Origin of the sequence: Neorhizobium petrolearium, from assembly GCF_029854435.1 — a bacterium.
GTDB lineage: Bacteria > Pseudomonadota > Alphaproteobacteria > Rhizobiales > Rhizobiaceae > Neorhizobium > Neorhizobium petrolearium.
On record NZ_CP123000.1, the window covers coordinates 4,667,120 to 4,691,731 of the forward strand.

The following is a 24,612-nucleotide window of genomic DNA, read 5'->3' on the forward strand; positions in this document are numbered from 1 at the left end:
GCGAGGCCAATCCATTAAGCGTGAGATAGAGATGTCCGATAATCAGGCGAAAGGTGGTAGCACGAGGGTGGCGGACACCATCGCCCGCACCTTGCATAATCATGGCGTCAGGCACGCTTTCGGCATGCCGGGCGGAGAGGTTGTGACGCTGATAGACGGATTGCAGAAAGCCGGCATCGCGTTCCATCTTGCTCGCCACGAAACGGCGGCTGCGATCATGGCCTCCGGGGCGAGCGTGATTTCCGGCAAACCGCAGATGCTGGTGACGACGATCGGCCCGGGTCTTGCCAATGCGGTCAACGGCATTGCCGACTCCAACCAGGAGCGTGTCCCGTTGATCGTGATCTCCGGCATCGTCGATCGTGCCACGCGGGCTCGCTACACACATCAGGTCATCAATCACGCCCAATTGCTGCAGCCTCTGGTGAAGGCATCCTTCGAGGTCGAGCCGGAAAGCGCCGCCTCGACGGTCGCCCGCGCCATTGCGCTCGCAATGGCCGACCCCATGGGGCCGGTCCACCTGGATCTTTCTCCGGCCGTCGCGGAAATGGAAGCATTGGAATCGCCTCTGGTTGCACCTCCTCAGGTGCTGCGGCCGATGGTGACGACAACTGATCCTTCCATCATGGCGCTTTCAGACCGCTTCAAACGCGCCGAACGCCCCTTGATCGTCGCCGGCTTTGAAGCTGCCCGCAGTGGTGCGGGCACCGCCGTGCTTGCCTTGGCGGAGGCAACCGGGGCGCCGGTGATCACGACCTACAAGGCAAAGGGACTGATACCGGAAAATCACCACCTTTCGCTTGGTGGCGCAGGGCTCTCGCCACGGGCCGATGCCATTCTGTTACCGCTTGTGGCGAGCGCCGATCTCGTGCTTGCCATCGGCTACGATCCGATCGAGATGCGTCTCGGCTGGCTGGATTTCGTCAAGGATGCGACGACGCTCGTGGAAATCACCGGAACGGCACCCGATCATGCCATGCACCATGCCGGTACACGCGTGGTCGCGGATATCGCGCCGTTCGTTGGCATACTGGCGCATTCTGCGACGCGGCGGAGGACATGGGTACGGGACGAGCCGGCTTTCGCCAAAGCAAAGCTTCGTAGTCTCTTTGCAGCAAGGGACGACTGGGGTCCTCATGCGATCATTGAAACGCTGCAATCCGAAATCCGGGATGACACCGTCGTCACCGTCGACAGCGGCGCCCATCGCATCCTGCTCTCCCAGCAATGGGTGGCGCGTCGGCCGCTGACGCTGCTCCAATCGGCGGGTTTCTGCACCATGGCGGCGGCACTGCCACTCGCGATCGGAGCGAAGGTTGCTGATCCGGATCGTCGCGTGTTTGCCGTCATGGGCGACGGCGGGCTTGAGATGGGAATAGGAGAGCTCGCGACCCTGCGTGACCTCGGTCAGCCGATCACCATCGTGCTTTTCCAGGATCAGAGCCTTGCGCTCATCGCCCAGAAACAGGCCGCAGCAGGTTTGGCCCCCGCGGGCGTAGCTCTGGGGCTTACGGATTTTGCCGCAGTAACAAAAGGCTTCGGCGGATACGGTATCAATGTGGAGACTATCGATGACTTCCGTAACGAGCTTACGGCGGCAAGAACCCGCGCAGGCTTCACCCTCATTTGCTGCCGCTTCGCCGCAAGCGCATATGAGGACGCCTTCTAAGATCGCTTCTGCCGGTACGGCAGCGCCTCCGGTCAAGCGTGAGCGCGACCTGCGGCTGGATTTCTTCCGCGGCGTCGGCATGCTGATCATCCTGATAGCCCATATCCCCTACGATGGCTGGGCATTGTGGATTCCTGCCCGCTTCGGCTTTTCCGACGCAACCGAGATGTTCGTCTTCCAGTCTGGAATGGCCTCCGCGATCGCTTTCGGCACCACCTTTGATCGGGCCGGGACCATGGCTCTCATGGCAAGGGTCGCGCGACGCCTGTGGCAGATCTATTGGGCGCATATTTCGGTTTTCGTCACCGTTGTCGCATTGATGGCAATAGCGGGAACGCGCCCGGATGGCGTTTCCTATCTGGGCAGCCTGAATTTGCTGCCCTTCATCCAGGATCCGGGTTCCCTTCTGGCGGCGCTGCTGACCCTGCGCTACGTGCCGAACTACTTCGACATCCTGCCGATGTATATGGTCGTTCTGGCGCTCCTGCCGGTAATGCTGCTGGCAAGTCGTATCAACAAGATCCTTCCATTCGTGCTGATGATCGGGCTTTGGCTGGCATCGCAGTTTGGCTACGCCAGCCTTTCTGCCGAACCGTGGTCCGACCGTCCCTGGTTCTTCGATCCGTTTGGCTGGCAACTCATCTTCTTCACCGGCTTTTTTCTGATGCGCGGCACATTGCCCGCGCCCGGTTATGATCGGCGCCTCATGGTTTTGGCCGCAGCGATCGTCCTCATCACGATACCTTTCGCCTGGGTACATTTTTTGGAGATGCATCCCTTTTTCCGCAGCGTTGCGGACCTCATCACCCCTCTCACCGACAAGACCCGCTTCGGCATTCTGCGGTTCGTACACTTCCTGGCGCTCTGTTACATCGCAGTTCACATCGTTGGTGAACGAGGATCGCGGCTGCACGGTCCGGCCGTGCGTATTCTTGTCGTCGTCGGCCAGCAGTCACTTGCCGTTTTCGTCACCGGCATGGTCATCGCACAAATAATCGGGATTGCTCTTGATCAGACAGGTCGCACGGTCTTCACAGAAGCCGCCGCGAACCTGTTTGGCTTCAGCCTTCTGATCGCAACCGCCTATCTGGTTCGGTGGTTCAAGAATTCCCCCTGGAAGTCGTAAAAGCCGCATGCCCCCTTACCCATCCCGAAGTCTGACGAAACATCGCGCGCTGTACGACTCTGGCAGTGGGTATCCAGCCGCTTTCGGCAATCATGACATCGGTTTGAGCCGTTCAGCGCTGACGGTAAGCCCGGAGGAGGCGACAGCCGATGGCCCGGAACTGGCATAACCGGTGCCAGGAATGTTACGGTCTTCTCCCCTATGGCGCGAAAGAACACAGGCGCATTTTTCGCATACTTGCATTCATGTCTTCGAAATGCTGAATGTTGCCGAGGTCCTCAAGCAATCCACCGGAGGTTCCATGGACACGCCTGCGATCCGTCTGACAGAACTCGCCCACGGTGGAGGTTGCGGCTGCAAGCTCGCACCTTCGGTTCTGCAAAGCTTGCTTTCTGCCCAACCGGCCGTCCAACCTTTTGCTCAGCTCCTCGTAGGGAACGAGATGGCTGATGACGCGGCTGTGTGGCAGGTTGACGACAACACCTGTATGATTGCCACGACCGATTTCTTCATGCCGATGGTCGATGACCCGCGCGATTTCGGTCGGATCGCAGCGACCAACGCCATTTCCGACGTTTACGCAATGGGTGGCAAACCGATTCTGGCATTGGCGATCCTTGGGATGCCGATCAACAAGCTTGCTCCGGAGATCATTGCGAAGGTCCTGGAGGGGGGTGCTTCGGTCTGCGCCGAGGCGGGTATCCCTATCGCGGGTGGTCATTCCATCGATTCCATTGAGCCGATTTACGGGCTTGCAGTCATTGGCATCTGCCGCCCGGATCAGGTTCGCCGCAATGGTGGAGTAAGACCTGGAGACGCCTTGATCCTGACCAAGGGTATCGGCATCGGCATCTACTCGGCGGCAATCAAGAAGAACGCTCTGCCGCCCGGCAGCTATGAGGAAATGATCGGTTCCACAACACTCCTCAACCGCATCGGCGCGGACCTCGCCACCGACCCTGACGTCCACGCAATCACGGATGTGACCGGTTTCGGCATCCTTGGCCACGGGCTTGAAATGGCGCGTGCTTCCAACCTGTCCTTGGTCCTGAAGCTCTCCTCAATTCCTTTCCTGTCGCAGGCGAAGGCGCTCGCAGAACAGGGTTTCATCACAGGTGCCTCCGGCCGCAACTGGACAAGTTACGGCGTCGATGTCGCACTTCCCGAGGGCCTGCCCGACTGGCAACGCCTGCTGCTTGCCGACCCGCAGACCTCAGGCGGTCTTCTGGTCGCATGCGCGCCGGAAAAGGCTGAGGCACTGGTCGACAAGATCCGCCTCGACGGTTATCCGCTTGCGAGCATTATCGGAACCGCGGAAGCGGGTGCGGCCGGGATCAGGGTCGTTCCCTGATCGCGATCGCTGCCGGGAACAAGCGGACCCGAACGTCGTTGGTGAACGATGAAAAGGAGATCGCCATGCGAAACCTGACAATCGTCCCCTTTCCCACGCTTGCTATAGTCGCTTTCTGCCTGCTGAGTTCCATGTCAGAGCCGGCATCGGCGCAGACCGCAAATGAAAAGGCCAATTGCGCCACGGCTGCCGGCAGGGCGGAGCCGGCAACGGCACCCGACCGCGAGAGCGCCGACGGCACCGCGCCCGGCAACAGCGGATCGACTGGCTGGACCGGCGGCACGGGCGGCGCGTATATCGGCACGAATCCTCAAGGAGCGACCAGCGGTTCGACGACCTGGCAGCCGCCGACCGCGCGCGGCCTCGATCTTGCCATGGCTCCCGAAACCCCGGCACCGGCGGATTGCTGAATCCGGTCACGATTGCCGTGATGATTGTCAATTCTGTTGCAAGCAGCGAACATGGCTGTAATGCTTTTAAGGGAGTGAGTGATCGCGCCACGATCAAACGGGAGTTTGGATCATGCTGAACCGCCGCCGATTTCTGACAAACGCAGCGACTGCCACCTTGGCGACCGCCTGGATCACACGAGGAGCGGCGGAGGCCCGTGCCGAGGGAACCACCCGGACCGACGCCGGTTGGCGCACTTTCGAGGTTTCCACCAAGATCGACCTCCAGCGGACCGAAGGCCCGGCGCAACTCTGGCTGCCGGTCATCCAGTCCGCCGGTGATTACCAGAAGGCGGAGACGCCGCGTTGGGAATCGAATAGCAGCGACATCCGCATCGAGAAGGATCCTGCCTCCAATGCCGACATCCTTCATGTCACTTGGAGCGGCGAACCGCAGCGCACGATCGACGTGATCCAGCGCGTCGCCACCCGCAATCGCGGTACGAGGGACCGGGTTTCCGCAACGGCGGAGGAACTCGAACACGAACTGCGCGGCACGCCCAGCATGCCGGTGGACGGCATCGTTAAGACGACCGCGATGCGCATCGTCGAGGGGCGCGACCGCCCCGAAGACCGCGCCCGGGCGATCTATGACTGGGTGATCGACAATACCTTCCGCGATGCCAATATCGATGGCTGCGGCGTCGGCAATGTCAAGGACATGCTGGAAAGCGGCTATTTCGGCGGCAAGTGCGCCGACATTTCCAGCCTGTTCGTGGCGCTGGCACGTGCTGCCGGCCTGCCTGCCCGTGACGTGTTCGGCATCCGGGTCGCCGATTCGACAGATTTCAAGAGCCTCGGCCGTTCCGGCGACGTTACCAAAGCGCAGCACTGTCGCGCCGAAGTCTATCTCGACGCCCATGGCTGGGTGGCGGTCGATCCGGCAGACGTTCGCAAGGTCGTGCTCGAGGAAAACCTGCCGCTTGACAATGCCTCCGTCCGGGCTTTCCGCGAAAAGGCCTATGGCAACTGGGAAATGAACTGGGTGGGATACAACACGGCCCGGGATTTCGTTCTGCCCGGAGGAGATCTGCAGCAGGGCTTCCTGATGTACCCTGCTGCGATCACCTCGCGTGGCGAACTGGATTGCCTCAGCCCGAAGACCTTCGCCTATTCCATCACCTCGAAAGAAGTGACAGCCTGAATATCGGATTGGCGATCGCGCGCGAGGTGAACCACCAGCAGCCGGCTCAGTGCGGCTGGATTTCCTCGATTGTCAGCCTCAACCCATCGGTGTTGAAGAACTCTCCATCACGGATCAGGGATCGGTCCTCGTTGAGCTTGCGGACCAGCGAGGAAAGCCTCGCTTTGGCCTCCCGGTCCTCCACGAGACCTTCTCGGCCGGCCCGATAGAAGACGGCGCCCGACCATTCGACGCCGGCGCTGCTGAAAAGCTGCACCATGTCCGGCCAGCGCAGCTCGTCTCCGACGACGTGAAGATAGGCCGAACGCAGCAGATCGACGCTGGTCTCTCCGACCCGCACCAGTACGAAGAGCATGGTGAAAGACCCTACCTCTCCGTAAGTCGCGACCACCCAATCGTCGAAGTCGGTTTCCTGGGACTTGAGGATCACGAACGGCCTCCTGATGGCGGAAGAGAATGGGAGTCGAACCCACCCAAGACAGCCTCGCTGCCCCACCCGGATTTGAAGTCCGGACATGCCACCGGGCATGATTCTCTTCCAGGCATTGATTTCATTGCCATTTCACCAGAAACGACAGTAGCGAAAACCGGTTGTTGCTACCGCTTTGCTACCCTTTGCCTTCGCCAGTGTCCCCTACCGCACGACGGATCATCTCGTCAATCTGTGCTGCGGCGTTTGCCTGCATACCCGGCATCACATGTGAATAAAGGTCGAGCGTGATGCCGATCGTCGAGTGGCCCAGGCGTTCACTGGCGATCTTGGGATGCACGCCGGCCGACAGCAGTTGTGTTGCGTGGGTATGGCGAAGGTCATGAAAGCGGATCTTCGGCAGGTCCAGCCGGTCCAGCAGGCGCAGCCATCCGTCGGTGAGCATTCTCGGTTTGAGAGGAGTCCCCTCATGGTCACTTACGATGAACGTATCGTCGGTGCTCCTGATGCCCAGCGCCAACAATCCCTCGGCCTGCCTCGCCCTATGTGCTTTCAGGGCAGCCACCACCGAGGGCGACAGATCGACAACGCGGCTACGGCCCGATTTCGGCTCCTTGTAGTGGACGCCCTCACTCGTCTGCTCCGCACTCTCGATGATCGAGACTCGGGCGCCGGCCCAGTCGATGTGCTTCCACCGCAGCGCTGCGATCTCCCCTCGCCTCAAGCCACACATGACCGCCAGGAGAACCGGAATATGCAGGCGCTTTCCATCGATCGCCTGCAACAGCATCGCCGTCTGTGGCGCGTCATAGGCCAGCATGGGCTTGCGCTCCTGCTTCGGCGCCTTGCTGACGGCTGCAGGGTTCTTCGCCAGCAGCTCCCACGTCACAGCCTGATTGAGGGCCATCACGAGCACGCGGCGCATATGGCGCACCGTCGTAGGGGAAAGCCCGCCCTTGCCGTCATGGCGGCCGGTGGTAAGCGCCTTGGACAGCGCAGCATCTATCCGCTCGGTCTTGAGCTTCGACAACGTGACATCGCCCAGCAGCGGTGCCAGGGCCTTCACGCAGAGCTCGGTGTATCGCTCATGCGTCTTGCGGGAGACGGTTGGCTTCACATGCTCCAGCCAACGGTTGAGGAAAACAGCCACGGTTGTTTTGTCGGGCTCGATGTAGACGCCACCCTTCAGCTCGGAGATAAGGCGGGCGCATTCAACCTGCGCCTGACGCTTGGTGCCGTGGAAGGCATGCCACTTGCGCCGGCGCTTGCCCGTGGCAGGATCAGGCACGTCGAGGACGATGGCCCACCGGCCGGGAGAGCGTTCGCGGATGTGTCCTTTCATAGCCCGGAATCCTCAATATCATTACCGGCATCACGCTTCTTCTTGAGCTCGTAAACGTCAATTTTTTGCTGCAGCAAAGCAGCCGCCGCTTCAGCCTTGGCGGCAAGGAAACCAAGGCGGGCTTGTTCGAACGGTTCATTCGCTTTGATCGCGTCACGCGGCGCCACAATTGAATTAAGTGAATGCATTAGCGCGTGTAGCTCCTCAATGGTGTCGACGGCGAGCCGGTTCATCTGACGAATGTATTCTTCCTGACGTCCGTCAAGCCCCGTGCTCTCGTCTACAAGCAAGCCCGCTGCGGCGACTGCTCTCTGAGTGAACAGATCGTAGACGCCGACCATCGCTTTCGTGAGGTTATCTGCATCTTCATCGAAGAGAATTCCAAGCTGGACGAGCCTCCTCACGGCATCCGATCGAGTAGCTATTCGGTTGGCAAAGCGCCAGTCATCGATCGCCTGAAGTTCTTCTTCTGACATCATAATCGGAACGCGGTTCTCGCGCGGCTTAACCATTCGGGCACCCTCTCTTTTTATCGGAGCATATAAAAACGGCACAAGTGGCACAAGTGGGTATTGAAAAATCTATAACGAACCGATAATCTAAAAATCGGCACAAGTGGCGCTGATTTTTGGAGAGACAAATGACGTTAGAAGAAGCACTCGCTCGACCTACTATATCTGTCCCAGACGCAGGCCGGCTGTTCTTCGGACTTGCCCGGAATGCAGCTTATGATGCCGCCAAGCGCGGCGACTTTCAGACGATCAATGTAGGGGGCCGGGTGCTGGTTCCCGTTGTTCCGCTGGCTGAAAGTCTTGGATTGAAGACGACGATCGGGAGGGTAGCATGAGCACCCTCAGCCCTCCCGAGCACGAGCACAGCGAGAGCGTCGTCCTAGCCGCTCAATGGCTCGCCGATCAAAATCCGCCACCCAATCCCGCGGTGCCAGTGCTTCGCTCCCAGTTCTCGCTATCGGCTGTTGAGGCATGCGAGGCGATCGCCATGGCGCAGCGCTTCCGGACCTGCAGAAAGGCGTTCGGATGACACATCTTCCGTGGATGCAGATTTTCATCGGCGACGAGCTGGCGGAGACATCCGCCCTCAGCCCTTCCGAATACGGATGCCATATGCGGCTACGGCTTCACCAGTGGCAGCACGGCGAATTGCCCTCGGACGAAGAACGTTTGCGCCGAATCTGCCTGGCTGATCGGGAAGAGTGGCCCTCAATCCGTGACGTTTTAGCCCCCCTCTTCGATTGGCAATGGCACCACCAGCGCACCGCTGAACTCCGGAAAGCCTCGGAGGAAAAGCGGGAGAAAATGGCTGAGAACGGCAAGAAAGGTGGTCGCCCTCGCAAGTCGGAAGAAAAGCCGATGGAAAGCCAACAAAAAGCAATTGCTAAACCAAATGGCAAAGCAAACGGCAAAGCCGATGGAAAGCCGATCGAAACACCATCACCATCACCATCACCATCACCGTTAGAATCAGAAACACATTCACCGTCAGCGCCAAAGTCAGATGGCTGGGCTCTGGAAAGAAGGGAAGATGAGGATAGGGAGAGCATGTTTTCTGCTTTTCCAGTCCCTCCATCGGCCGCTGAAGCTCGCAGGATACTCTCCGGCAAGGGCATCCCGCAGGCTCGGATGGATGAGTGCGTCCGCCGGATGATGGCAGGCGATTTCAGTCAATTCGACTTGGAAGGTGTTCTTGAGGAAGCAAGGAGCGCAGCGTGAGTCAGATGGATCTCTTTCAATGGGCAGACAGCCGGCCGAAGGCAGAAGTGATCGATCTGATGCCGGCGATCATCAAGCGTATCTGCGCTCAGCCATATCCGTTCCCGGTGAAGAACGGGGATGTGGTCCCACTTCGGAGGACTGCCGCATGAGCGACGACGGCGACGATGACGACCTGTTCAGCGGCAGCGAAATGCTCTCCGGCGATGGCCTGGGGCCGTGGCCGATCCTGATCAAGAATGGCGAGGAGATCAACATCAAGCAGGCTTGCCATCTTACCGGCAAAACTGACAAGACCATACGGAAATGGTGCAAGTGGTATGGCATTGGTGGTGCGATGCATGGGGCACCGATACGGATATCGGCGCCGGGCTTGTGGATGGTATTTCATGGCGATCCGGCGGCCCTGGAGCTGCTTCGTGCCGGCAAGCGCAACCATCCGAGGGTGCTGCGTTATTTTAACGACGTAGGCGTTCAGGAGTGATCTGGAGCGCCAGCCTCGATCATCTTCTCGACTTCCTCGCGGACTTCGAGCGGGGTTTTCGGGGCAGCGAGAGCGTAGAGAGCGGTAGTGTCGATATTGGACACGATGTCCGATTTGTCGCCGTAAACTCTGGCGATCGCCTGGGCCCAGGCCTGGCGTTTTCAGGATTTGCATTGCTGTCAACGATCCATCGTCGCTTCACGCCTGTTTTATCCACATGATTCGGCAGAGACTGTGGAGATCGGCAGTTTTCTAAAGTATCTATCGAAAAGTCCTTTTCGAATCTCGCTCGGCATGCTGCTCTACTTTGGCCAACCAAAGAAAGGATGCGGCATGGTTCTTTACAATGATTCGAAATACTTCAAGCAAATCGAGCATGACAACTTAAAGCATGAACGGCAGCCAGGATGGATATCTCCTGACTCGGGCATTTATCGATGCGTTCATTGCGGTGATGAGATCGCAGCGAACAAAGGGAACCCTCTCCCTCCTCAAAACCACCACCAGCATAACCCGCCGGCTCCAATCCGGTGGAAGTTGGTAGCGGTCGCAGTCCAAAAATAGCAACTGCTGAGGAGGCGGGTTTCACGAGGGCTCGCCTCCTCAATACCTCTCCTGCCGCCGATAGACCGCCGCAATATCAACGCCATCCTCGATGTCCATGTGCGTTGAAGCATATTCGCTCTGGGGCCTCCGCCTTGTCGGAAAACCTCTCACCACTGTGAGTCAAACGCTACCGGATGCTTCCAATCCCCATAGCCTGAAAACAGTGTTCTTCTGCATCTCGAAATGGAGATCAGAGGGTCACGAGAATGACGCTTATCGCTAACAGACAGCGCAGGCAGAAAGATCCGATCGTCAGCGTCATGTTGACCGGCGGCCGGGTAACGTCCGGCTTCCGTGCCGCTCTCTTCGCCGCTGCCAGCCGCGCCGGCGTGTCCGTCAACGAATGGGTCTTGCGGGCCGCGGCCGAGAAGCTCAGCGCCTCCGGTAGCCAGTTCTCTGGCGTGTTCGAGCCCGGCGATCTCCCCGACATCAGCGACAACGACAACCACCAGGCAGGAAATCGCCCGTGAAAAAGCCGGACCTCGAAACACGCATTGCCGATGCCTTCGGCGCCAAGCTCACCTCAAAGGAGCTTTCCGACCTCCTCGCTGAGGTGGCCCAGGCAGATCAGGAAGCGAAGGCCGCCAGCGAGCGCGCCAGTGAGCTCGCCCTCGATCCCTCCACGCGGCCGGATGCTGTCGCGGCGGCCCGCAAGGCGATGGAGGATGCGGACTTCCGCCGGCGGCGTTTCGAACGGGCGACGGAAAAGCTTCAAGAGCTCAAGTCAGAAGCGATTGAGCGCGAGCGGGCCGAGGCCGCGGAGAAGGAACTCAAAGCAGCCATTGCCGAGCGTGACGTCTTGGTGAAAGACCTACAGGCCTACGCTGACCTGTCCGAGAAGATCGCCGCGCTTCTCGATCGCCTCGACCGCAACAACCGGCGCCTGAAAGCCGCATCGGTTGGCCAGTGGGTAGAGCCGGCCGAGGGCATCGCGCGCGACGCTGGCAAAACCTGGGGGGTGAACATCGACGAGACGTTGCCGCGCCTCCTCGACGTGACCCGCCTGCCCAAGTTCAAGCGGGACGGAACGATCAGCGGCTACCTCTGGCCGAAACAGTGATTGCCCTGGTCGATTGGTTACCGTCGGGGCCCGTGGCGGGGAGGGGTTCTGTGAGGGTTCGCCTCTCCGCCGCAAACATTCGAAAGGAAGTGCAATGATCATCTGCGATTGCCGAGACAAGGGACACAAGACGTGCATCTGCGGTGCGTTCAAGGATGGCGTCCTCGTCGACGGGGCTGCCGTCCGAGTTTCAACTTTCCTCGTGGATGGCTTGCCAACGGCTCAAAAGGAGATTGCCATGATGACCGATTCCGAAAAGCAGGCCATGCGCGACAGCGTGCGCGGTATGCCGCTCTCACAGGCGAAGGATCTGCCGATCTACGACGCATTCAAGGGCTTCTGGAACGGCGGCATGCCGGCGAACGAACTTCAGGCGATCTGTGACGGCGCGATCGTCGAGCCGCGGGAGATGACCGCGGACGAGGCGAGGGTGGAAGCAGCTCGTGACCACATGGTCGAGCAGATGGCCAATGCTCACCGTGCCCCCGTCAACGACAACAAGACGCCCGGACAGCCTTTCGCTCGGGATGGGCGGCCGATGTCTCAGCTCGCCGATCACGAGAGAGCGCATGAGCAGATGGTTCGCGACATGGGCAACGCCTGGAAGGGCGAGTGATCGGTAACGATAAACGGGTTTCTCGGGACCGTATCGACTTAACCCGAGAAACCCAGATGGTTTAGAACGTCAGATTGATTTTTGTCGTGTCATAGCCAGACTTAAGCATGCACGCCCTCCATGCCTGCCCCGGCACCTCATCCTTGGGTGTAACTGCGTAGGGGATCTCTATCAACTTTTCCTGATTGTCTAGCGTGAACTCCGCCGGTCCTGCCGGCCCGTAGATATCGGTTTTTGACCGGGTCCAGCCAGCAATCTCGACCTTCGACCGTGGTTCGAGTTTCTTGAGTTCGATTGCGCAATAGGTTGCAGCATTCGGCAAATTCACCGGCTCAGATGTAGGTTTGGATTGGCAGCCAGCAATCGTGGCCGACAGGCTTAAGATCAGAACCGCATTCCGGAACACGCTGAAGTCTCCTCTGTAGCGAGATGCCGTGTACAGGGTCCGGATTAACATACTCTTCCTCAGAAACTACGCGTTTTAGGCAAAGCCAGATAGCCGTGGGGCAGCCATAAAATGGGAGAACGGGAAAACGCTACCGGACGCTTCCAATTCAAAGCCTTAGCTGTCTGTGGTCTTCTGCGATCAACACGAATTGCGGCTTCGGCCGCCAGCCGATCCGCCCTTAGGCAAGGCGCCCGCCAACGTCGGATGACGTGGGCCATCCCTCAGATGGAGCCTCATTCATGGTTGAACTCGCCGCCACTATCTGGGCAGATGGTCCTAGCAGCATGCCCCAAGAGCCGCCCAAGTTTTTGATCCGTCAGTGGGGCGCGTGGGTCGAGGGCATCATCAACGCCATCACGTCGAATAGCGGCCTGGCCTACGTCTTCAAGTCGACGATGGAGAGCGACCTTTCGCCGGCGGTCAACTCCATGGCGTGGGTAATTGGCGATCCCGTCGCTGAGAACAATGGGGTGTACAAAAAGCTCGGCGCCTCTGGCACAGGATCGTGGCTGAGGATCTCCGACCTTCCGTTCGGCTTCATTATCGCCGACGACGCAGGCGCCGGTAGTCCGGACGCGATTCAAGCGACGACACCCATCCCGGTTTCCAGTTCAGCCCTTGTCTGGCTGGAGGTTGCTGACACCAATACCGGCTCACCAGTCACCATTTCCTTCAACGGGGCGTCCCCGCTCACGATAAAGACCAATAGCGGGGGTGACGTGGCAGCCGGCGGCCTGACGGCGGGCATGACCGTGTTGGGTATCGCCTCGGGTTCAACCTTTCGGCTTCTCAGCGATCAGACCAGCGCCGGAGTTCTTGCGGCAGCCGAGGGCTTTGCCAATGCGGCTCTTGCCGCCGCCAATGCCGGTTTTGTTTTCAACACCGAGACCGACTTCACCAGTGCATCGATCCCCGCTGGTCTGAATTTCGTCAGAACCGCCGGCTATTATGCGCCTGGTGATGGTGGCGGGCATCTCAAGCAGCGCATCTCGACCCCGTCACCGGTCGAGCCGTGGCACAAGCAGTCGGCTGACGGCGCATGGTGGGCCGTTGCTGGCGGGCAAGACATCCACGTCGAGATGTTCGGCGCGATTGGTTACACAGCCGAAGAGTTGATGGCCCTCAACGGTGGACCGGCCGTCGATGACGCGGAAGCTGCGAACGACGTGGCGTTCGCCGACGCGGACGCCTTCCGTTCTGCCCATGGCGCCGGTCAAGTCTTCGCGGAACGCGGCATCTACGTGAAAACGGTTCGATACGAACGGACGAGCGGTATCTATCTTGAAGGCGCTGGCGTCGGTGAGTGTGAGCCGCGCTACCCTCAGCGCCCGAAGACCTGGGAAGGCACGACCCTGTTGTACAGGAACACCGGCAGCCGGCAGGTCACATTCCCTGGCATCACGTCGATGAAGTATGGCGGCGGATGGAAGGAAGACCCTGAGAACGCAGGCCAATATTTCAAGCTGTGGTCGGCTTACGATGATGACGCGGCCGGGACCACGCCGGCAACCATTCGGCAGTTTTCTGCCGCCGTGCTCGTCAAGGAGAACGTGCAGTACGGCGGTCTGCGAAACCTCCGCATCTGCAATTGGATCGGAACGGACGGTATTTCTGACTGGAGCAACCCAGCCATCACCTCGCTCGGCGACGAGTGGGACATGGGCTATGTGGTGCGAAACGGCGAGTATGTCGACGATTTCAACGTCCAAGTAATCGGCGGATGGCGGGAAGCCGACCACGCCCTTGTCGTTACCACCGATATTGCCAGCCGCGCCGAGCGCAACCACTTTCGAAAGTGCAAGTTCCAGGGCGCTCGAACGCTCATCCGCGCGCCCGACCGTTGGGATGTGGACGCCACCACATCGAACAGCGTCCAGATCTATTTCTCCGAAGAGAACTATTGGCCCGCAACAGGCTCGTTCCGTGGCTCCGATAACGTCACCTATTCGTACACGGGAAAGACCAAAGTGGGGACCGCGCTCACCTTCACCGGCGTCAACCCAGATCCGTCGGGCATCTTCCAAGTCCGCCATCCTTCCGCGGGCTTTGCCAACACGGAATACGAGGACTGCATGTTCTACGGCCTTGATCACGTGTCCGGTGATCTTGCCGGGGATTTGGGGATAATCGACAGCCGCGCAATGGAAATCAGCGGTTATCCGCTTCGTGGGGTGAAATTTACAAACTGCAAATGGCAGTCCGGCGAGAAGGTCCTCGTCCATATGCACGATTGCCAGGATACCCTGTTCGATAATCCGCAGTTCGAAGGCGGCGGCCACATGATCGCTTCACCTCAAAACACGGAAGCCGCCGATCCCTCCAACTTCTGGGTGCCGGCGGCTGCTCAGGTGGGCGAGACACGCAATCTCCGCATGAAGGCCGATGATGGCACGGTTGACCAGGACCGCCGTCTCTTCCGGCCACGTGGCGGCGTCATCGACAGCCTGCAGATCGGTCCCGTCACCGAGTTGAACGGGCACCTTCACCTTAAACCCCTTCGCTCCGGCCGCGACACCACGATCGAAAACTGGACCGCATCGTCATTCGTGCGAGCCTACGATAATGGCAACGTCGCGGTGACCGCTGGCGGCGCAAACAGACTGACCTATAACTCGAGCGGAAACATCACGCCAGGAGCAGACAACACGCAAGCGTTCGGCACGAGCGCGCTGCGGTTTGCGCAGTTCTTTGCAGGCACTGCGACAATCGGGACATCGGATAAGCGGCTGAAGCAACAGATCGGAGCCATCGAAGATGCAATACTCGACGCCTGGGGTGATGTTCAGTGGGTCGGCTTCAAGTTCAATGATGCCGTCGCCGACAAAGGCGATGCCGCCCGCTTGCATTTCGGTCTTATTGCGCAACAGGTCCAGGTGGCATTCGCGACGCGCGGCTTGAATGCCTTCGAACTTGGCCTGCTCTGCTATGACGAATGGGATGAGCAGCCGGCTGTCTACGAGCCAATCCATGATCCCGAAGGCAATGAGATTGGCCAGCGTCTTCTTGCTGAGGCCGTGGCAGCAGGGAACCGCTACAGCCTCCGTTACAATGAGTGCTTCGCCGTTGAGGCGGCTTATCAGAGGCGTAGACTTAATCGGCTGGAAGAAGCTATATCCCTTTAAAATGAGGGAAATTTACCGCGTATTCTTGGAGTTGAGAACCGCCTCCAGGGTCGTCCAGCCCGATGGCGCTACCATCGCTTCGAAAGTAGAGAATAGCTGCACTGCCGGAGGAATATGCCGCGAATAGAGTGACATATCTGGATTGATCACCCAGACGCCTCTCTCTCGCTTTTTGATCGGATTCCAAAGGTGAGGATCGCTCTCGGGGTCGCAGAATACGCCCACGATTATAACGTTCTTTACCTGCTCGATCATCGTCGCCAGTTGTGCCCGATGACTATCTATAAATGGGGCGCTATTCCTTGTGCGCTTGCCCTGACCATAGTTTGATATCGCGGGTGCGATTTTGTTTGCAGGATTCCGCAGTGCCTCGGCGGCAGCCTCCAATTCCATGACCCGAACAGGCGCCAAAAAGTCTCCTCCATGGGGATTGGAGTTAACGACTGTCACATTGTGAAGGTGGTTAGAGCCGAAGTCCAAGATGAAATTGCATGATCCGTGCGGTTTAAAGATGCCTCCTAAGACCCTATTGGAATAGCCTGCCGCGGTTAACTCCTCCTGTAGCGCCATCTCAGCCACCACCTCATAATTGAGGCTAGCGACACCGAAACCAATGTCATTCGAAATCAGCGAACGGAACAGCAAGTGGTAATAAGTTGCGCGTTGATGGTCTGGCCGGTACCGCGTGAAATACTTTGCCATAAGCCGTTGAAAGGTCGGCATGTACTCTGGGAAATTCATGTCCAAGAGGCCTACCGCGCCCTCAAAATTGCCCGAGCCAAAGAGTTGCATTGCCGGTGACGGCAGTCGGCCGAAGAATGGATCAGCTTCATGAAGCTGCTCGAACAATTGCGGCCCCAACGGCGGAGCATGCGGCAATATGCCGGGGCTGAATCTACTTGCCCCGGCTCCAAATAAGAAAAGGTTAGACTCGGACTCATCTTGATCGGCCATCGCAATTTCCCCCCATAGCTCAGTCAGTTCGCAAACCAAGGACAATATTACCGCACGCTTCCAATTCCCCATAGGCTTGCGTCGTGGTTCTCTGCCGATCATCGTGATCAGGCGGAACGGATGACTAGCGATAACGGGAATTCTCGACAGTGGGAAAGGTCCGGAAATACGGGGTTTTTACGGCCTTGGCTGCCCATCGGAATGAGCGCAAATGATAGCATTTCGGGCGGTGCCAGTACGCTTGCTGTGGTCGCTCAGCCGCATCATTTACGGATCGAAGAACGGACGAGGCCGCATTGACAACGGAAAAGGATAACGGTCCCCGCGACCGTAAAGGCAGGTTCACCAAGGGCAATCCCGGCAAGCCGAAAGGCGCCCGGTCTCAGACCACGCTCGCCATCGAGCAGTTGCTCGGGAAGGATGCCACGAGGCTGACCCGCACTGCCATCAAGGCGGCTCTCAACGGCGACAGCACGGCACTGCGGCTTTGCATGGAGCGGATCGCACCTGTCCGCAAAGGCCGTATCGTGACCGTCGAGAACTTTCCCAAGGTGACCAGTGCTGCCGACGTGCCCGGCGCCCTCTCAGCGCTCCTCCAAGCGGTCGCCAAGGGCGATCTCACCACAGACGAGGCAGACGCCATTGCCGCGCTCTGTGGCCGCTACGTGACCGCTGTAGAGGCCGTGGAGCATGAAGCGCGGTTGAAGGCGCTGGAGGAAAGGATCGGCCGATGAAGAACGCATCGAGCAGGCTCGCCAGGTTGGAGCAGAAGGTTGCCGACGGCGACAGCATTATCCATTGGGATTGGGCAAATGATCCTTTCTATCTCAGCCTCGACCAGCAGGGGCAGACGATAGTTGAAACCATCATGGCAAAGCTACGCCCATATCTCCCGCATGATCCGACGTCCGCCATGGAAGCGCTTACCGATCATGAGCTTGATGTGCTTGAACAATTCTATATCGCCCGCTTTGGCGCAAATGGAGGCCTGATCATCGATGTCGAATAATCTCCGCAACCGGCTCGCTCGCCTCGAAAGCTCGATACAGCAGGCAACACCCGAGGTCGACTGGACAACCTCGCCGGCCTACTTGGCCCTGCCCGAAGAGGACCGTCAGGCACTGCAAGGCTATGTCGATCGCTTCAATTCCGGAGGCCTGCAGCAATTCACCGATGATGAGCTGCTCGATTTCGAGCGCATCCTTGTACCTCTCGCGAAAGAGGAGAAGAGCGATGCCGAGCGGCTTTGACACTCGCCTTTCCCGGCTGGAGAAATATGCCCCTGTCGTCGCCAACGATGATCGGACAAGCCCGTTTCCGATGATCCGGGCGTTCGTCGACGACAACGGTGGCCGGCGGGAGAGCGAATCCTATGCCAATGCGACAGCGCGATTACTCGGGCTCTCCTCCGCCGATCTCATGGCCTACCTCAAGGACCGGGCGGAAGGAGTTAACGCATGAAGGGCACGGAACGCAGGCTCGTGAAACTTGAGGCCGCTGCTGCGGTCCGTTCACCTGATTATCAGCAGCGCGAGGATATCGAGATCGAGTTCGTCGATGTCGATGGCAGTGTGTCCGACACGCTGGTTATCCCGGCCCAGAAATCACCACGCAGTTTGATGGAATTGCGCAAATCATCATTCTGATTTATGCATCATGATGCGACCACGGATGAACTGGCGCGAAGGATCGGCCGGCCTTTCCGAGGTTCGGCCTTTCTTTTTGCCCAGGAGCTCCCGCCGTGCTTCACGTTAACAAGGTTGAGCCGACATCAACAGTTGCGCTTGATGACATCCCCCATTCTGTCGCCATCGGCGGTGCTCGCGAAGCTCGAGTGCGAGCGATCTGCGCTGAGTTCGGCATTGAGATCATCCCGGGAAATGAATATCCGAAGCCGGGGCAGACGCGTGCGACGGCCTCGATCGACCGGATTATGCAGAAGCACGGGGAAGGGCATGCGCGCCTCGTCCTTTCGACGCTGAGCGAAACGAAGGGCAACCATGGACTGATCACCCAAACCTCGCTCTGGGCCGCCAGTGACCTTATCCTGGCCTGTAGCGAGTGGATTGAGACCGACCTGACATCGTGGTTCGATGCTTGGGACAAGATCCCGATGGGCTTCCTGATGTGGCATTGTAACGAGCTGTCGGGGATATCTCATCAGCGGCATGCATTGGCCGGCGCCATGTATGTCATGCTTGTTCACTACAGCCGCGGCAAGAAGGCTGACAAAGAGGTTGATTACAGCTTCATGCGGCGTATTCAGAAGGCGGAGGAGATGCCGTCGCCCCGCGACATGCAGAGGCAGGAGGCGATAGCGCTCGGGCTGGAGTTTATTCGGGTAAAGGAGAGCCTGCCGGCGGGCGAATGGCTCCCATGGGTCCGAGAAAAAGCAGGCGTGAGCTATGCGACCGCCCTCAACTACATGCGCCTCGCAAGATCAGCGCGCTCATAGTGACCAATATTTCGAGCGGAAGTCTTTCAAAGCCTTCCAATCGGCCATCCCCTTTTTTGTGAGGCAGATCTCGTCATCGTTGAATTTATTGCCAGGTTGGTGCGTCACCTCGACATAGCCGCGATCTAGGAGCTTATTTTGGGTCGATGGACCGAAGTTGCGATGCCCCGAGGAATGAACCCTATTGCCCACGCCGAGCGCCACGAGTCGCTCCATCATATCTTTCTCTCGAAAGTCGAGCGGGGGCTGTATTGGTTCTGGCGCATTGCTGTAGACCCGACCCATGGCATCCGGGGTATCGGTATCGGACCAGTCCTCACTTCCCCAGTTCTCTTTGCCATCCGGGGTGAAATGGAGAGGTGGAGCGGGCTTGGGAAGCAAGCCGGTACCCGGGAAAATCGTAACGACCAGTGAGCGGAGGTCGACCTGAACGGTGGCGCCGGTCTTCTCCGCCGCTCGAATGATCCGTTCAATGTCGGCTTGTCGAAAAGAGGCTCTGGTCATGGGAAGCTCGCTTGCCCGGGTGACGTTCATGTGGACGTTCGTAACGGTTGATCAGACCTGCTTCAACAGGTAGCGATAATCACGGTTATCGCGATCAGCGGCTTGACTCCAGCGTGCATCATGAGGCGTTATCAACCGAGCATGGGGATGCGTTTCAGCTTCGGGGGGACAGATTATGCACATGAGGTGGACGCCGGCAGTTTTGCTGGCCATGTCTTTGTTGACCGGTTGCGGATCCATTACGGTTCCGGCGGCCGGTGTAACCAGCACCGGAGAGCGCTTCACCGGCTCTGCAACGGCCTCCATGAGCGCCGGCACGTTCGAGATGACCGGGACATCGGGCAATAGGTGCAATGGCACCTATGACCAGTTCTCGACTGCCAAGCGGTTATCCGTCCCGTTCACTTGCACCGGCGGCCAACGCGGCACGATTGATTTGGTCCGCGACAATGACCTCATGGGCGGCGAGGGAACTGCGACGTTCACCGACGGGACCACAGCCAAGATCCAGTTCGGCAAGAAGCGAGTCCGGGCATGAGGAATATTCTGCTGGTCGCAGTAATCTTCCTGGCCGGGTGTGCGAGCAAGGAACTGATCGCGAAATCTGCCGAATACGGGTCTGCTCACGAGATCGTAAAGACGCAGTACGGCGAATTCCGTGTCTATGAGCATCCGACCGGCAAGCGGTTGGCAGTATCCAGCACTCTCGCCGGCGCGATGGGGCAGGGGATTGCCAAGGGTCTCACATTCGGGGCAGGCAATGTCCTGCCATCGGAAGGTGCCTATCAGGAGGCCGCTGAGCAGTACCTCGCAAAGCACAAGGCTCTTTCTTCCTGCAAGATCACCAATGGCTATCTGTTGCAGGAGCCGATTTTCGAGTTCACGATCAGATGTTGAAGGCAGGGTACATGGCCCGCCCGGAGGGACGCCGGATTGAGCGGCAAGTTTCGCGCAATTCCAAAACGTTAACTAATATTCACCATAATTGTGTTGAAAGCATCGCTTTGTGCGCTAACATAAGCCCCATGGAAAAGAACCAGGTGAAAAGAATGAGCATGTTCAGCAAATCCTTCTGCAAGGGATTTGTCGGCGGCTTCACGTCGCCTGCAAATATCTTTCTTGGCTCCAAGATCAAGCGCCCTGTGGAGTTCGACGGTAGCGTTGAACGCGCATGGCGAGAGGTAGGGCGCAATTTGTCCGATGCTACTCGTTCCTATGGAGAGAGCATTGGCAAAGCGCCCACCCGAACCAAGAAGCACCGTCCCCGCGCCGCCTAAACCACCGGAAGAAGCAGAATTCGCCAAGGAGATTGAGCGGCGCATTGGTCCGCTCGTTCCTTCTGGCGCACGTGGTCAAGTCGTCAGCACGGTCATGATGATGATGTCGGAGCAGTTCTCCGGCCCGATCGCGCATCCCCGCCATCTTCGCGAGTATGAGGAAATTCTTCCTGGCTCCGCCGAGCGCATCATCCAAATGGCGGAGCGCCAGCAGCAGCACAACATCGATATGGAAAGCAGGATTGTCAGCGCCCAAGTTGCCGACCAGAAGCGCGGTATGCGCTATGGGATGGCTGCCTTGGTAGTCGACATCGCCGCAGCTGCGGGTGTAGGCATGTATGGAAACAACGTTCTTGCCGGCATGATCCTAGGCGTCGGCGTAGCCGGTGTCGTGGCTGCCTTCATCAAAGGCCGTCACTCAAAATAAGTCTTTCCCACCCCCCCCAATTCCTCCCCTCAGAGCATCACAGAAACCCATCTCCGGCATGATCCTTAAACCGATCGGCGCGGCGGACGTAGGTCTCCACCGTCCGCGGATCGCGATGCCGGGTCACTTCCATGATACGGCTGATCGAGGCCCGGTTCTCAGCGGCCGACGTGACGAACCCGGCGCGAAGGGAATGGCCGGAAAGCTTCTCGACATCGAGACCGGCTGCGTCCGCATATTTTTTCACGATCAGCGCCACCGACTGAGCTGATAATGGCTCGTCCGTCAGATGGTCGCCACGGTTGATGCGGCGGAAGATCGGGCCAGATGTTATCTCGGCTGCAGAAAGCCACTCCTTGAGCCTGTCAGTGGGCTTGAGCGCCTTCCCGTTTAGCACGGCCACCGATTGGCCTTTCGCCTCCTGGTCGGTCTTGGACTTCGGCAGGAAGACATCCACGCCTTCATCCGAGAACGTCAGATCCTCGACGGTGATTGCCACCAGCTCCGACCGGCGAAACGCGCCGGCGAACCCGAGCAGCAACAGAGCCCTGTCACGCTTGCCCTGGAGCGTGTCCGCATCGATCCGAGCCAAGAGGGCATGGATGACGTCCACGGTGGCCGGTGCCTTCTGGCGGGGCGCTGTGCCTACCGTGCGGCGGATACCCTTCAGGATGGCTGCCACGCCCGCATTGTCCGTCGGGTTCTCCTCGCCGGCGCCGCGGTGGAAGAAGCGAATGGCCGCCAGCTTCCTGGCGATCGTCGGCACCTTTTTGCCGGCAGAGGCAAGCGACGATGCATAATTCGCCACGGTCGCAGGGGAGGCCGGCAGGTGCGATCTCTGCCGAACAGCGCACCATGCCTCGAACTCCTGCCAATCGCCTCTGTAGGCCCGCATGGTGTTCTCAGACAGCGCAGCGCGGCCATAGTCGAGCGCATCGGCGCTGAGATCGGAAACAGCCTCTAAGCCAGGCTGCGGGCTCACCAGTGACAATGCGGACATGATCATTCCCCAGGTTGATCAGTAGCGATAAGTGATATTCTCGTTAGGTATGCGATGACCGGCGAGACCGCAGCTCGTCGACCATGTTGCCGCCGTCTGTCGGCAGATCTGAGAACGCGGCATCCAGTGCAATGCGATCCCAAATCACGCGGCCGTCGATCCTCTTCGGCTTCGGCATTCGTTTGTCGGACACCATTTCATCGAATTTCATCGTTCCGACACCGATGTATCGGGCCGCTTCCTCTCGCGACATGCCGCGCGGCGGATAGGAGAAAGCGTCGGCAGTCTTTGAGGACATTTCTGTCTCTCGATCTTGCTCCTGCGTCGGGTCCAGTCCCTCGACGACGTCTCTACGTACCCTAAAGAGCTTGCCCACCCGAAAAGCCGGCAACGCGCCCGTCGAGATCATTTTACGGATTTGCCGTTCCGAACATCCCCAACGCTCCGCCAGCATTGCCGGCGTGAAAACTTGGGGCTTGTTCGGCGGCTCAGTCATTGCTCATCCTCACGCCCGGGCCGCCCGGCTTGTCCTCACCTCCGTCAAGGAAAGCTATACCAGCCTCCTCGAGGGTCTTGGTCACCGTGGCTACATTGCCGGCAGAACTGCGTTCGGGACCAATCTTATCGTCTTCCATGCGTCGGATGGTCGTAAGCGACAGTCCAGTCTTGTCGACGAGTTCACTTTGGGACCAGTTGAGAAGGGCACGAGCGGCCCGGATTTGATTGGCTTGCAACATCAGTTCCTCTTGCTATGCTCAACACATAAACATTTTTTGCTTACGTGTAAACATTTCCTGTTGACGATGGTTAATCATTCTGGTTTATTAGTAAACAGAAAATGGTTATCCGCAAAGGAAAAAGTGTCATGAGCAACAAGATCGAAACTATCCGCCTGTCCAGCCTGTTCACCAACCCGGCTCTCAAGGCAGCCTTCGAACGTGCCGAGCGCGACAACGGCGCGGCCCTGGTCGTTCCGGTTCCCAAGCCGCCGCGCTTCATCGGTGGTGCTGGTGCCTCGCTGCAGTGGCGCCGGAACCTCGAAGCTCTCGAACTGGCCTGAGGCTGTCACATGGCCGCCGCTCAGCCCACGATACTGACGCCGACCGGGCGGGGTAGCTATGTCGATCCCCGCAAGGTCAGCCTCGACGACATCCTCTTTTCCTACGATCGCTGCCCGCCGGAGTTCATCGACGAGCCGCGCGATGCGGTGATTGCTGCCTACCGTGAGGCCGAGCAGCAGATCCGAAACATGCCGACAACCTGACAAAACCTAACAATCTGGAGATCTACAATGCCGAACAAGCTCGTTCAGGCAGCCGCTGAAGGCTTGCCGAAAATCACCCGCCGCCTCTTCGTGGGTGGTGCGGCCGCCGCCTCGCTTCCGGTCGCTGCTGCCGCAAAGGCAGTGATGCCGCAGGAGCCCATGACCGTTGATGCGTTTCTCAAGATTGCAACTCCCGCCGAACTCGTCCTGTACCATTCCAATGCCCTGATGGATGCCATGGCCGCCATGCACCCCGAGCAAGAAGGCTGGAAGGTCCACGTGGATCATGACTATCATTTCGTCCTGATCAGCGGCCAGCTTCCCACCGGAGGAACCGGAAAGGCGGTGCGGTCATGAACCAGCGCGTCGTCATCACCACCCGCCGGCGTCTGGAGGCGAAGATCGAGGAGTTGATCGCGCTCCTCGACCTCCTCGACGGTGACTGCGACCTCGAGCCCTACTTGGCCGATACCTACCCCGCGGACGAGGATCGCGAGGAGGAAAACGAACACGGCGGCGATATACAGGACGAGCCGCACGATGCCCGTGAAGAAGGCAACGACGAGCCGAGCCTTGGCTGGTCGAATCCGATGGGCCTTCGCGTCCACGTGCCCGAGGAAGCCGCTCAAATGGCTTTGGACGGATGGCTGCCGGCTGACGTGCCGGACACAGCGCTCATTCCTGGCGATCGAGGCCTCACCTTTGACGGCGACGGCCACCACATTGGCCGAAAGCTCTTGCGGGAGAAGATCCAGGACCGACGCAAGGCCGCCAAGGCGCTCGATGACACGCGCGACTCGCCTGGCTATGGCAAGTACGTCTGATGGCCCGGTTCATCCTTTGTGAAGACGGCTTCTCTTCGGCAATCCTTCAGAGGGCAAAGTCATCGGGGAGTGCGGAGTGCTTTCGGTCATCGTCAACCTCATTGGGTTTCACCCGGACGATAACCCCATCGACCTCCAGTTCGATGGTGACATTCTCGCTTTTGGCCACTGAGGCCATGCGCTTGAGGTCGGCAGTTTTGACGAGAGCTTTGAAGGTCATAGAGCTTGGAACATCTACAGAACAGGCCGCTACCATTTTGCTACCGAACTCGGTAGCACGGATGAAAACACGCAGGGACGGGAAAGGATCAGACGCAGAGAGAGCGCATA

The 24,612-nt window shown here is 59.0% G+C and carries 37 protein-coding genes, 1 tRNA gene and 1 pseudogene; 27 read left to right on the plus strand and 12 right to left on the minus strand.

The features are described from left to right. The first annotated feature begins 31 nt into the window (after positions 1-31). The 5 genes from QEO92_RS22575 (at position 32) to QEO92_RS22595 (ending at position 5,739) form a co-directional block, all read left to right on the plus strand. Entirely contained in the window at positions 32-1,669 is a 1,638-nt protein-coding gene (locus QEO92_RS22575; protein ID WP_227704508.1) for a thiamine pyrophosphate-binding protein, read from the plus strand. Further along, positions 1,653-2,795: an OpgC family protein gene (locus tag QEO92_RS22580; protein ID WP_227704509.1), complete on the plus strand. Its 1,143-nt coding sequence runs from the start codon at positions 1,653-1,655 to the stop codon at positions 2,793-2,795. Before QEO92_RS22575 ends, QEO92_RS22580 begins: the two co-directional genes overlap by 17 nt. 301 nt (positions 2,796-3,096) lie before the next feature. Continuing rightward, positions 3,097-4,146 (plus strand): selenide, water dikinase SelD, encoded by a 1,050-nt coding sequence (gene selD / locus QEO92_RS22585; RefSeq protein WP_227704510.1) that lies wholly within the window; start codon positions 3,097-3,099, stop codon positions 4,144-4,146. Between the two features lie 65 nt (positions 4,147-4,211). Further along, positions 4,212-4,556, plus strand: a complete 345-nt coding sequence (locus QEO92_RS22590; protein WP_227704511.1) for a hypothetical protein — start codon at positions 4,212-4,214, stop codon at positions 4,554-4,556. Between the two features lie 112 nt (positions 4,557-4,668). Further along, on the plus strand, positions 4,669-5,739 hold the full coding sequence (locus QEO92_RS22595; protein ID WP_227704512.1) for a transglutaminase-like domain-containing protein: 1,071 nt from the start codon (positions 4,669-4,671) through the stop codon (positions 5,737-5,739). 46 nt (positions 5,740-5,785) lie between these two features. Here the strand turns inward: QEO92_RS22595 and QEO92_RS22600 are convergent, their stop codons facing one another. The 4 genes from QEO92_RS22600 to QEO92_RS22615 form a co-directional block, all read right to left on the minus strand. Next, positions 5,786-6,169, minus strand: a complete 384-nt coding sequence (locus tag QEO92_RS22600; RefSeq protein WP_227704513.1) for a hypothetical protein — start codon at positions 6,167-6,169, stop codon at positions 5,786-5,788. 14 nt (positions 6,170-6,183) lie between these two features. Beyond that, positions 6,184-6,279 (minus strand) — tRNA-Sec (locus QEO92_RS22605). Between the two features lie 68 nt (positions 6,280-6,347). Beyond that, positions 6,348-7,511, minus strand: coding sequence for a site-specific integrase (locus tag QEO92_RS22610; protein WP_227704514.1), 1,164 nt, complete (start codon positions 7,509-7,511; stop codon positions 6,348-6,350). After that, the gene (locus QEO92_RS22615) at positions 7,508-8,023 is read right to left on the minus strand and encodes a hypothetical protein (protein WP_227704515.1); all 516 of its coding nucleotides are present in this window, start codon (positions 8,021-8,023) and stop codon (positions 7,508-7,510) included. The genes QEO92_RS22610 and QEO92_RS22615 overlap by 4 nt, the downstream gene beginning before the upstream one ends. A gap of 331 nt (positions 8,024-8,354) precedes the next feature. On the opposite strand from QEO92_RS22615, the gene QEO92_RS22620 reads away from it, so the two are divergent. The 7 genes from QEO92_RS22620 to QEO92_RS22650 all read left to right on the plus strand — a co-directional run bounded on the left by QEO92_RS22620 (position 8,355) and on the right by QEO92_RS22650 (position 12,007). Then, positions 8,355-8,552, plus strand: a complete 198-nt coding sequence (locus tag QEO92_RS22620) for a hypothetical protein (RefSeq protein WP_227704516.1) — start codon at positions 8,355-8,357, stop codon at positions 8,550-8,552. Beyond that, positions 8,549-9,241 carry a DUF1376 domain-containing protein gene (locus tag QEO92_RS22625; RefSeq protein ID WP_227704517.1) on the plus strand — a complete coding sequence of 231 codons (693 nt, stop codon included), beginning with the start codon at positions 8,549-8,551 and terminating at the stop codon, positions 9,239-9,241. Before QEO92_RS22620 ends, QEO92_RS22625 begins: the two co-directional genes overlap by 4 nt. Continuing rightward, positions 9,238-9,393 carry a hypothetical protein gene (locus QEO92_RS22630; RefSeq protein WP_227704518.1) on the plus strand — a complete coding sequence of 52 codons (156 nt, stop codon included), beginning with the start codon at positions 9,238-9,240 and terminating at the stop codon, positions 9,391-9,393. The genes QEO92_RS22625 and QEO92_RS22630 overlap by 4 nt, the downstream gene beginning before the upstream one ends. Beyond that, positions 9,390-9,725, plus strand: a complete 336-nt coding sequence (locus QEO92_RS22635) for a helix-turn-helix domain-containing protein (protein ID WP_227704519.1) — start codon at positions 9,390-9,392, stop codon at positions 9,723-9,725. The genes QEO92_RS22630 and QEO92_RS22635 overlap by 4 nt, the downstream gene beginning before the upstream one ends. Positions 9,726-10,537: 812 nt before the next feature. After that, positions 10,538-10,801, plus strand: coding sequence for a hypothetical protein (locus QEO92_RS22640; RefSeq protein WP_227704520.1), 264 nt, complete (start codon positions 10,538-10,540; stop codon positions 10,799-10,801). Further along, positions 10,798-11,391: a hypothetical protein gene (locus QEO92_RS22645; RefSeq protein ID WP_227704521.1), complete on the plus strand. Its 594-nt coding sequence runs from the start codon at positions 10,798-10,800 to the stop codon at positions 11,389-11,391. Before QEO92_RS22640 ends, QEO92_RS22645 begins: the two co-directional genes overlap by 4 nt. Positions 11,392-11,629: 238 nt before the next feature. Further along, positions 11,630-12,007 (plus strand): hypothetical protein, encoded by a 378-nt coding sequence (locus QEO92_RS22650; RefSeq protein WP_227704522.1) that lies wholly within the window; start codon positions 11,630-11,632, stop codon positions 12,005-12,007. Between the two features lie 61 nt (positions 12,008-12,068). Here QEO92_RS22650 and QEO92_RS22655 read toward each other — a convergent pair whose 3' ends face one another. Then, complete coding sequence (locus QEO92_RS22655) at positions 12,069-12,413, minus strand: hypothetical protein (protein WP_227704523.1); 345 nt, start codon at positions 12,411-12,413, stop codon at positions 12,069-12,071. Positions 12,414-12,694: 281 nt separating this feature from the next. Here QEO92_RS22655 and QEO92_RS22660 point away from each other — a divergent pair, with 281 nt between their 5' ends. Continuing rightward, a complete protein-coding gene (locus QEO92_RS22660; RefSeq protein WP_227704524.1) occupies positions 12,695-15,577 on the plus strand; it encodes a tail fiber domain-containing protein in 2,883 nt (960 codons plus the stop codon). A gap of 12 nt (positions 15,578-15,589) precedes the next feature. On the opposite strand, the gene QEO92_RS22665 is transcribed toward QEO92_RS22660, so the two are convergent. Beyond that, positions 15,590-16,531 (minus strand): hypothetical protein, encoded by a 942-nt coding sequence (locus tag QEO92_RS22665; protein ID WP_227704525.1) that lies wholly within the window; start codon positions 16,529-16,531, stop codon positions 15,590-15,592. Between the two features lie 296 nt (positions 16,532-16,827). Here QEO92_RS22665 and QEO92_RS22670 point away from each other — a divergent pair, with 296 nt between their 5' ends. The 6 genes from QEO92_RS22670 to QEO92_RS22695 all read left to right on the plus strand — a co-directional run bounded on the left by QEO92_RS22670 (position 16,828) and on the right by QEO92_RS22695 (position 18,986). Further along, positions 16,828-17,265, plus strand: coding sequence for a DUF5681 domain-containing protein (locus tag QEO92_RS22670; RefSeq protein ID WP_227704526.1), 438 nt, complete (start codon positions 16,828-16,830; stop codon positions 17,263-17,265). Continuing rightward, a complete protein-coding gene (locus tag QEO92_RS22675) occupies positions 17,262-17,540 on the plus strand; it encodes a hypothetical protein (protein ID WP_227704527.1) in 279 nt (92 codons plus the stop codon). Before QEO92_RS22670 ends, QEO92_RS22675 begins: the two co-directional genes overlap by 4 nt. Continuing rightward, entirely contained in the window at positions 17,530-17,781 is a 252-nt protein-coding gene (locus tag QEO92_RS22680; protein ID WP_227704528.1) for a hypothetical protein, read from the plus strand. Before QEO92_RS22675 ends, QEO92_RS22680 begins: the two co-directional genes overlap by 11 nt. Continuing rightward, the gene (locus tag QEO92_RS22685) at positions 17,765-17,992 is read left to right on the plus strand and encodes a hypothetical protein (RefSeq protein ID WP_227704529.1); all 228 of its coding nucleotides are present in this window, start codon (positions 17,765-17,767) and stop codon (positions 17,990-17,992) included. Before QEO92_RS22680 ends, QEO92_RS22685 begins: the two co-directional genes overlap by 17 nt. Then, positions 17,989-18,177, plus strand: coding sequence for a hypothetical protein (locus QEO92_RS22690; protein WP_227704530.1), 189 nt, complete (start codon positions 17,989-17,991; stop codon positions 18,175-18,177). Before QEO92_RS22685 ends, QEO92_RS22690 begins: the two co-directional genes overlap by 4 nt. Positions 18,178-18,272: 95 nt before the next feature. Next, entirely contained in the window at positions 18,273-18,986 is a 714-nt protein-coding gene (locus QEO92_RS22695; protein WP_227704531.1) for a DUF3102 domain-containing protein, read from the plus strand. Here the strand turns inward: QEO92_RS22695 and QEO92_RS22700 are convergent. Next, positions 18,981-19,520, minus strand: a complete 540-nt coding sequence (locus QEO92_RS22700; RefSeq protein ID WP_227704532.1) for a hypothetical protein — start codon at positions 19,518-19,520, stop codon at positions 18,981-18,983. The two genes, QEO92_RS22695 and QEO92_RS22700, sit on opposite strands and share 6 nt — an antisense overlap. 181 nt (positions 19,521-19,701) lie before the next feature. On the opposite strand from QEO92_RS22700, the gene QEO92_RS22705 reads away from it, so the two are divergent. From QEO92_RS22705 to QEO92_RS22720, 4 genes are all read left to right on the plus strand, one after another. Then, positions 19,702-20,028: a hypothetical protein gene (locus tag QEO92_RS22705; protein WP_227704533.1), complete on the plus strand. Its 327-nt coding sequence runs from the start codon at positions 19,702-19,704 to the stop codon at positions 20,026-20,028. Then, complete coding sequence (locus tag QEO92_RS22710) at positions 20,025-20,387, plus strand: hypothetical protein (protein ID WP_227704534.1); 363 nt, start codon at positions 20,025-20,027, stop codon at positions 20,385-20,387. Before QEO92_RS22705 ends, QEO92_RS22710 begins: the two co-directional genes overlap by 4 nt. A 128-nt stretch (positions 20,388-20,515) precedes the next feature. After that, positions 20,516-20,767, plus strand: a complete 252-nt coding sequence (locus QEO92_RS22715; protein WP_280107475.1) for a hypothetical protein — start codon at positions 20,516-20,518, stop codon at positions 20,765-20,767. Continuing rightward, on the plus strand, positions 20,718-21,194 hold the full coding sequence (locus tag QEO92_RS22720; RefSeq protein ID WP_227704535.1) for a DUF2335 domain-containing protein: 477 nt from the start codon (positions 20,718-20,720) through the stop codon (positions 21,192-21,194). The genes QEO92_RS22715 and QEO92_RS22720 overlap by 50 nt, the downstream gene beginning before the upstream one ends. Positions 21,195-21,231: 37 nt before the next feature. Here QEO92_RS22720 and QEO92_RS22725 read toward each other — a convergent pair whose 3' ends face one another. The 4 genes and pseudogenes from QEO92_RS22725 to QEO92_RS22735 all read right to left on the minus strand — a co-directional run bounded on the left by QEO92_RS22725 (position 21,232) and on the right by QEO92_RS22735 (position 22,931). Continuing rightward, the gene (locus tag QEO92_RS22725; RefSeq protein WP_227704536.1) at positions 21,232-22,194 is read right to left on the minus strand and encodes a site-specific integrase; all 963 of its coding nucleotides are present in this window, start codon (positions 22,192-22,194) and stop codon (positions 21,232-21,234) included. 43 nt (positions 22,195-22,237) lie between these two features. After that, positions 22,238-22,492: a hypothetical protein gene (locus QEO92_RS22730; protein WP_227705239.1), complete on the minus strand. Its 255-nt coding sequence runs from the start codon at positions 22,490-22,492 to the stop codon at positions 22,238-22,240. 99 nt (positions 22,493-22,591) lie between these two features. Continuing rightward, positions 22,592-22,690 (minus strand): annotated as a pseudogene (locus QEO92_RS33150) (hypothetical protein); the annotation flags it as partial. Continuing rightward, positions 22,683-22,931: a helix-turn-helix domain-containing protein gene (locus tag QEO92_RS22735; protein WP_227704537.1), complete on the minus strand. Its 249-nt coding sequence runs from the start codon at positions 22,929-22,931 to the stop codon at positions 22,683-22,685. The gene QEO92_RS22735 and the pseudogene QEO92_RS33150, both read right to left, overlap by 8 nt. Positions 22,932-23,059: 128 nt before the next feature. Between QEO92_RS22735 and QEO92_RS22740 the strand changes: the two genes are divergently transcribed. Genes QEO92_RS22740 through QEO92_RS22755 form a run of 4 tightly spaced genes read left to right on the plus strand, consistent with a single transcriptional unit; the run spans position 23,060 to position 24,282 of the window. Next, on the plus strand, positions 23,060-23,254 hold the full coding sequence (locus QEO92_RS22740) for a hypothetical protein (RefSeq protein ID WP_227704538.1): 195 nt from the start codon (positions 23,060-23,062) through the stop codon (positions 23,252-23,254). 9 nt (positions 23,255-23,263) lie between these two features. After that, positions 23,264-23,458 carry a hypothetical protein gene (locus tag QEO92_RS22745; protein WP_227704539.1) on the plus strand — a complete coding sequence of 65 codons (195 nt, stop codon included), beginning with the start codon at positions 23,264-23,266 and terminating at the stop codon, positions 23,456-23,458. A 27-nt stretch (positions 23,459-23,485) separates the two neighbouring features. Next, positions 23,486-23,815 (plus strand): hypothetical protein, encoded by a 330-nt coding sequence (locus QEO92_RS22750; protein WP_227704540.1) that lies wholly within the window; start codon positions 23,486-23,488, stop codon positions 23,813-23,815. Further along, on the plus strand, positions 23,812-24,282 hold the full coding sequence (locus tag QEO92_RS22755; protein ID WP_227704541.1) for a hypothetical protein: 471 nt from the start codon (positions 23,812-23,814) through the stop codon (positions 24,280-24,282). Before QEO92_RS22750 ends, QEO92_RS22755 begins: the two co-directional genes overlap by 4 nt. Before the next feature lie 46 nt (positions 24,283-24,328). On the opposite strand, the gene QEO92_RS22760 is transcribed toward QEO92_RS22755, so the two are convergent. Beyond that, positions 24,329-24,502, minus strand: a complete 174-nt coding sequence (locus tag QEO92_RS22760; RefSeq protein ID WP_227704542.1) for a hypothetical protein — start codon at positions 24,500-24,502, stop codon at positions 24,329-24,331. Positions 24,503-24,612: the final 110 nt, after the last annotated feature.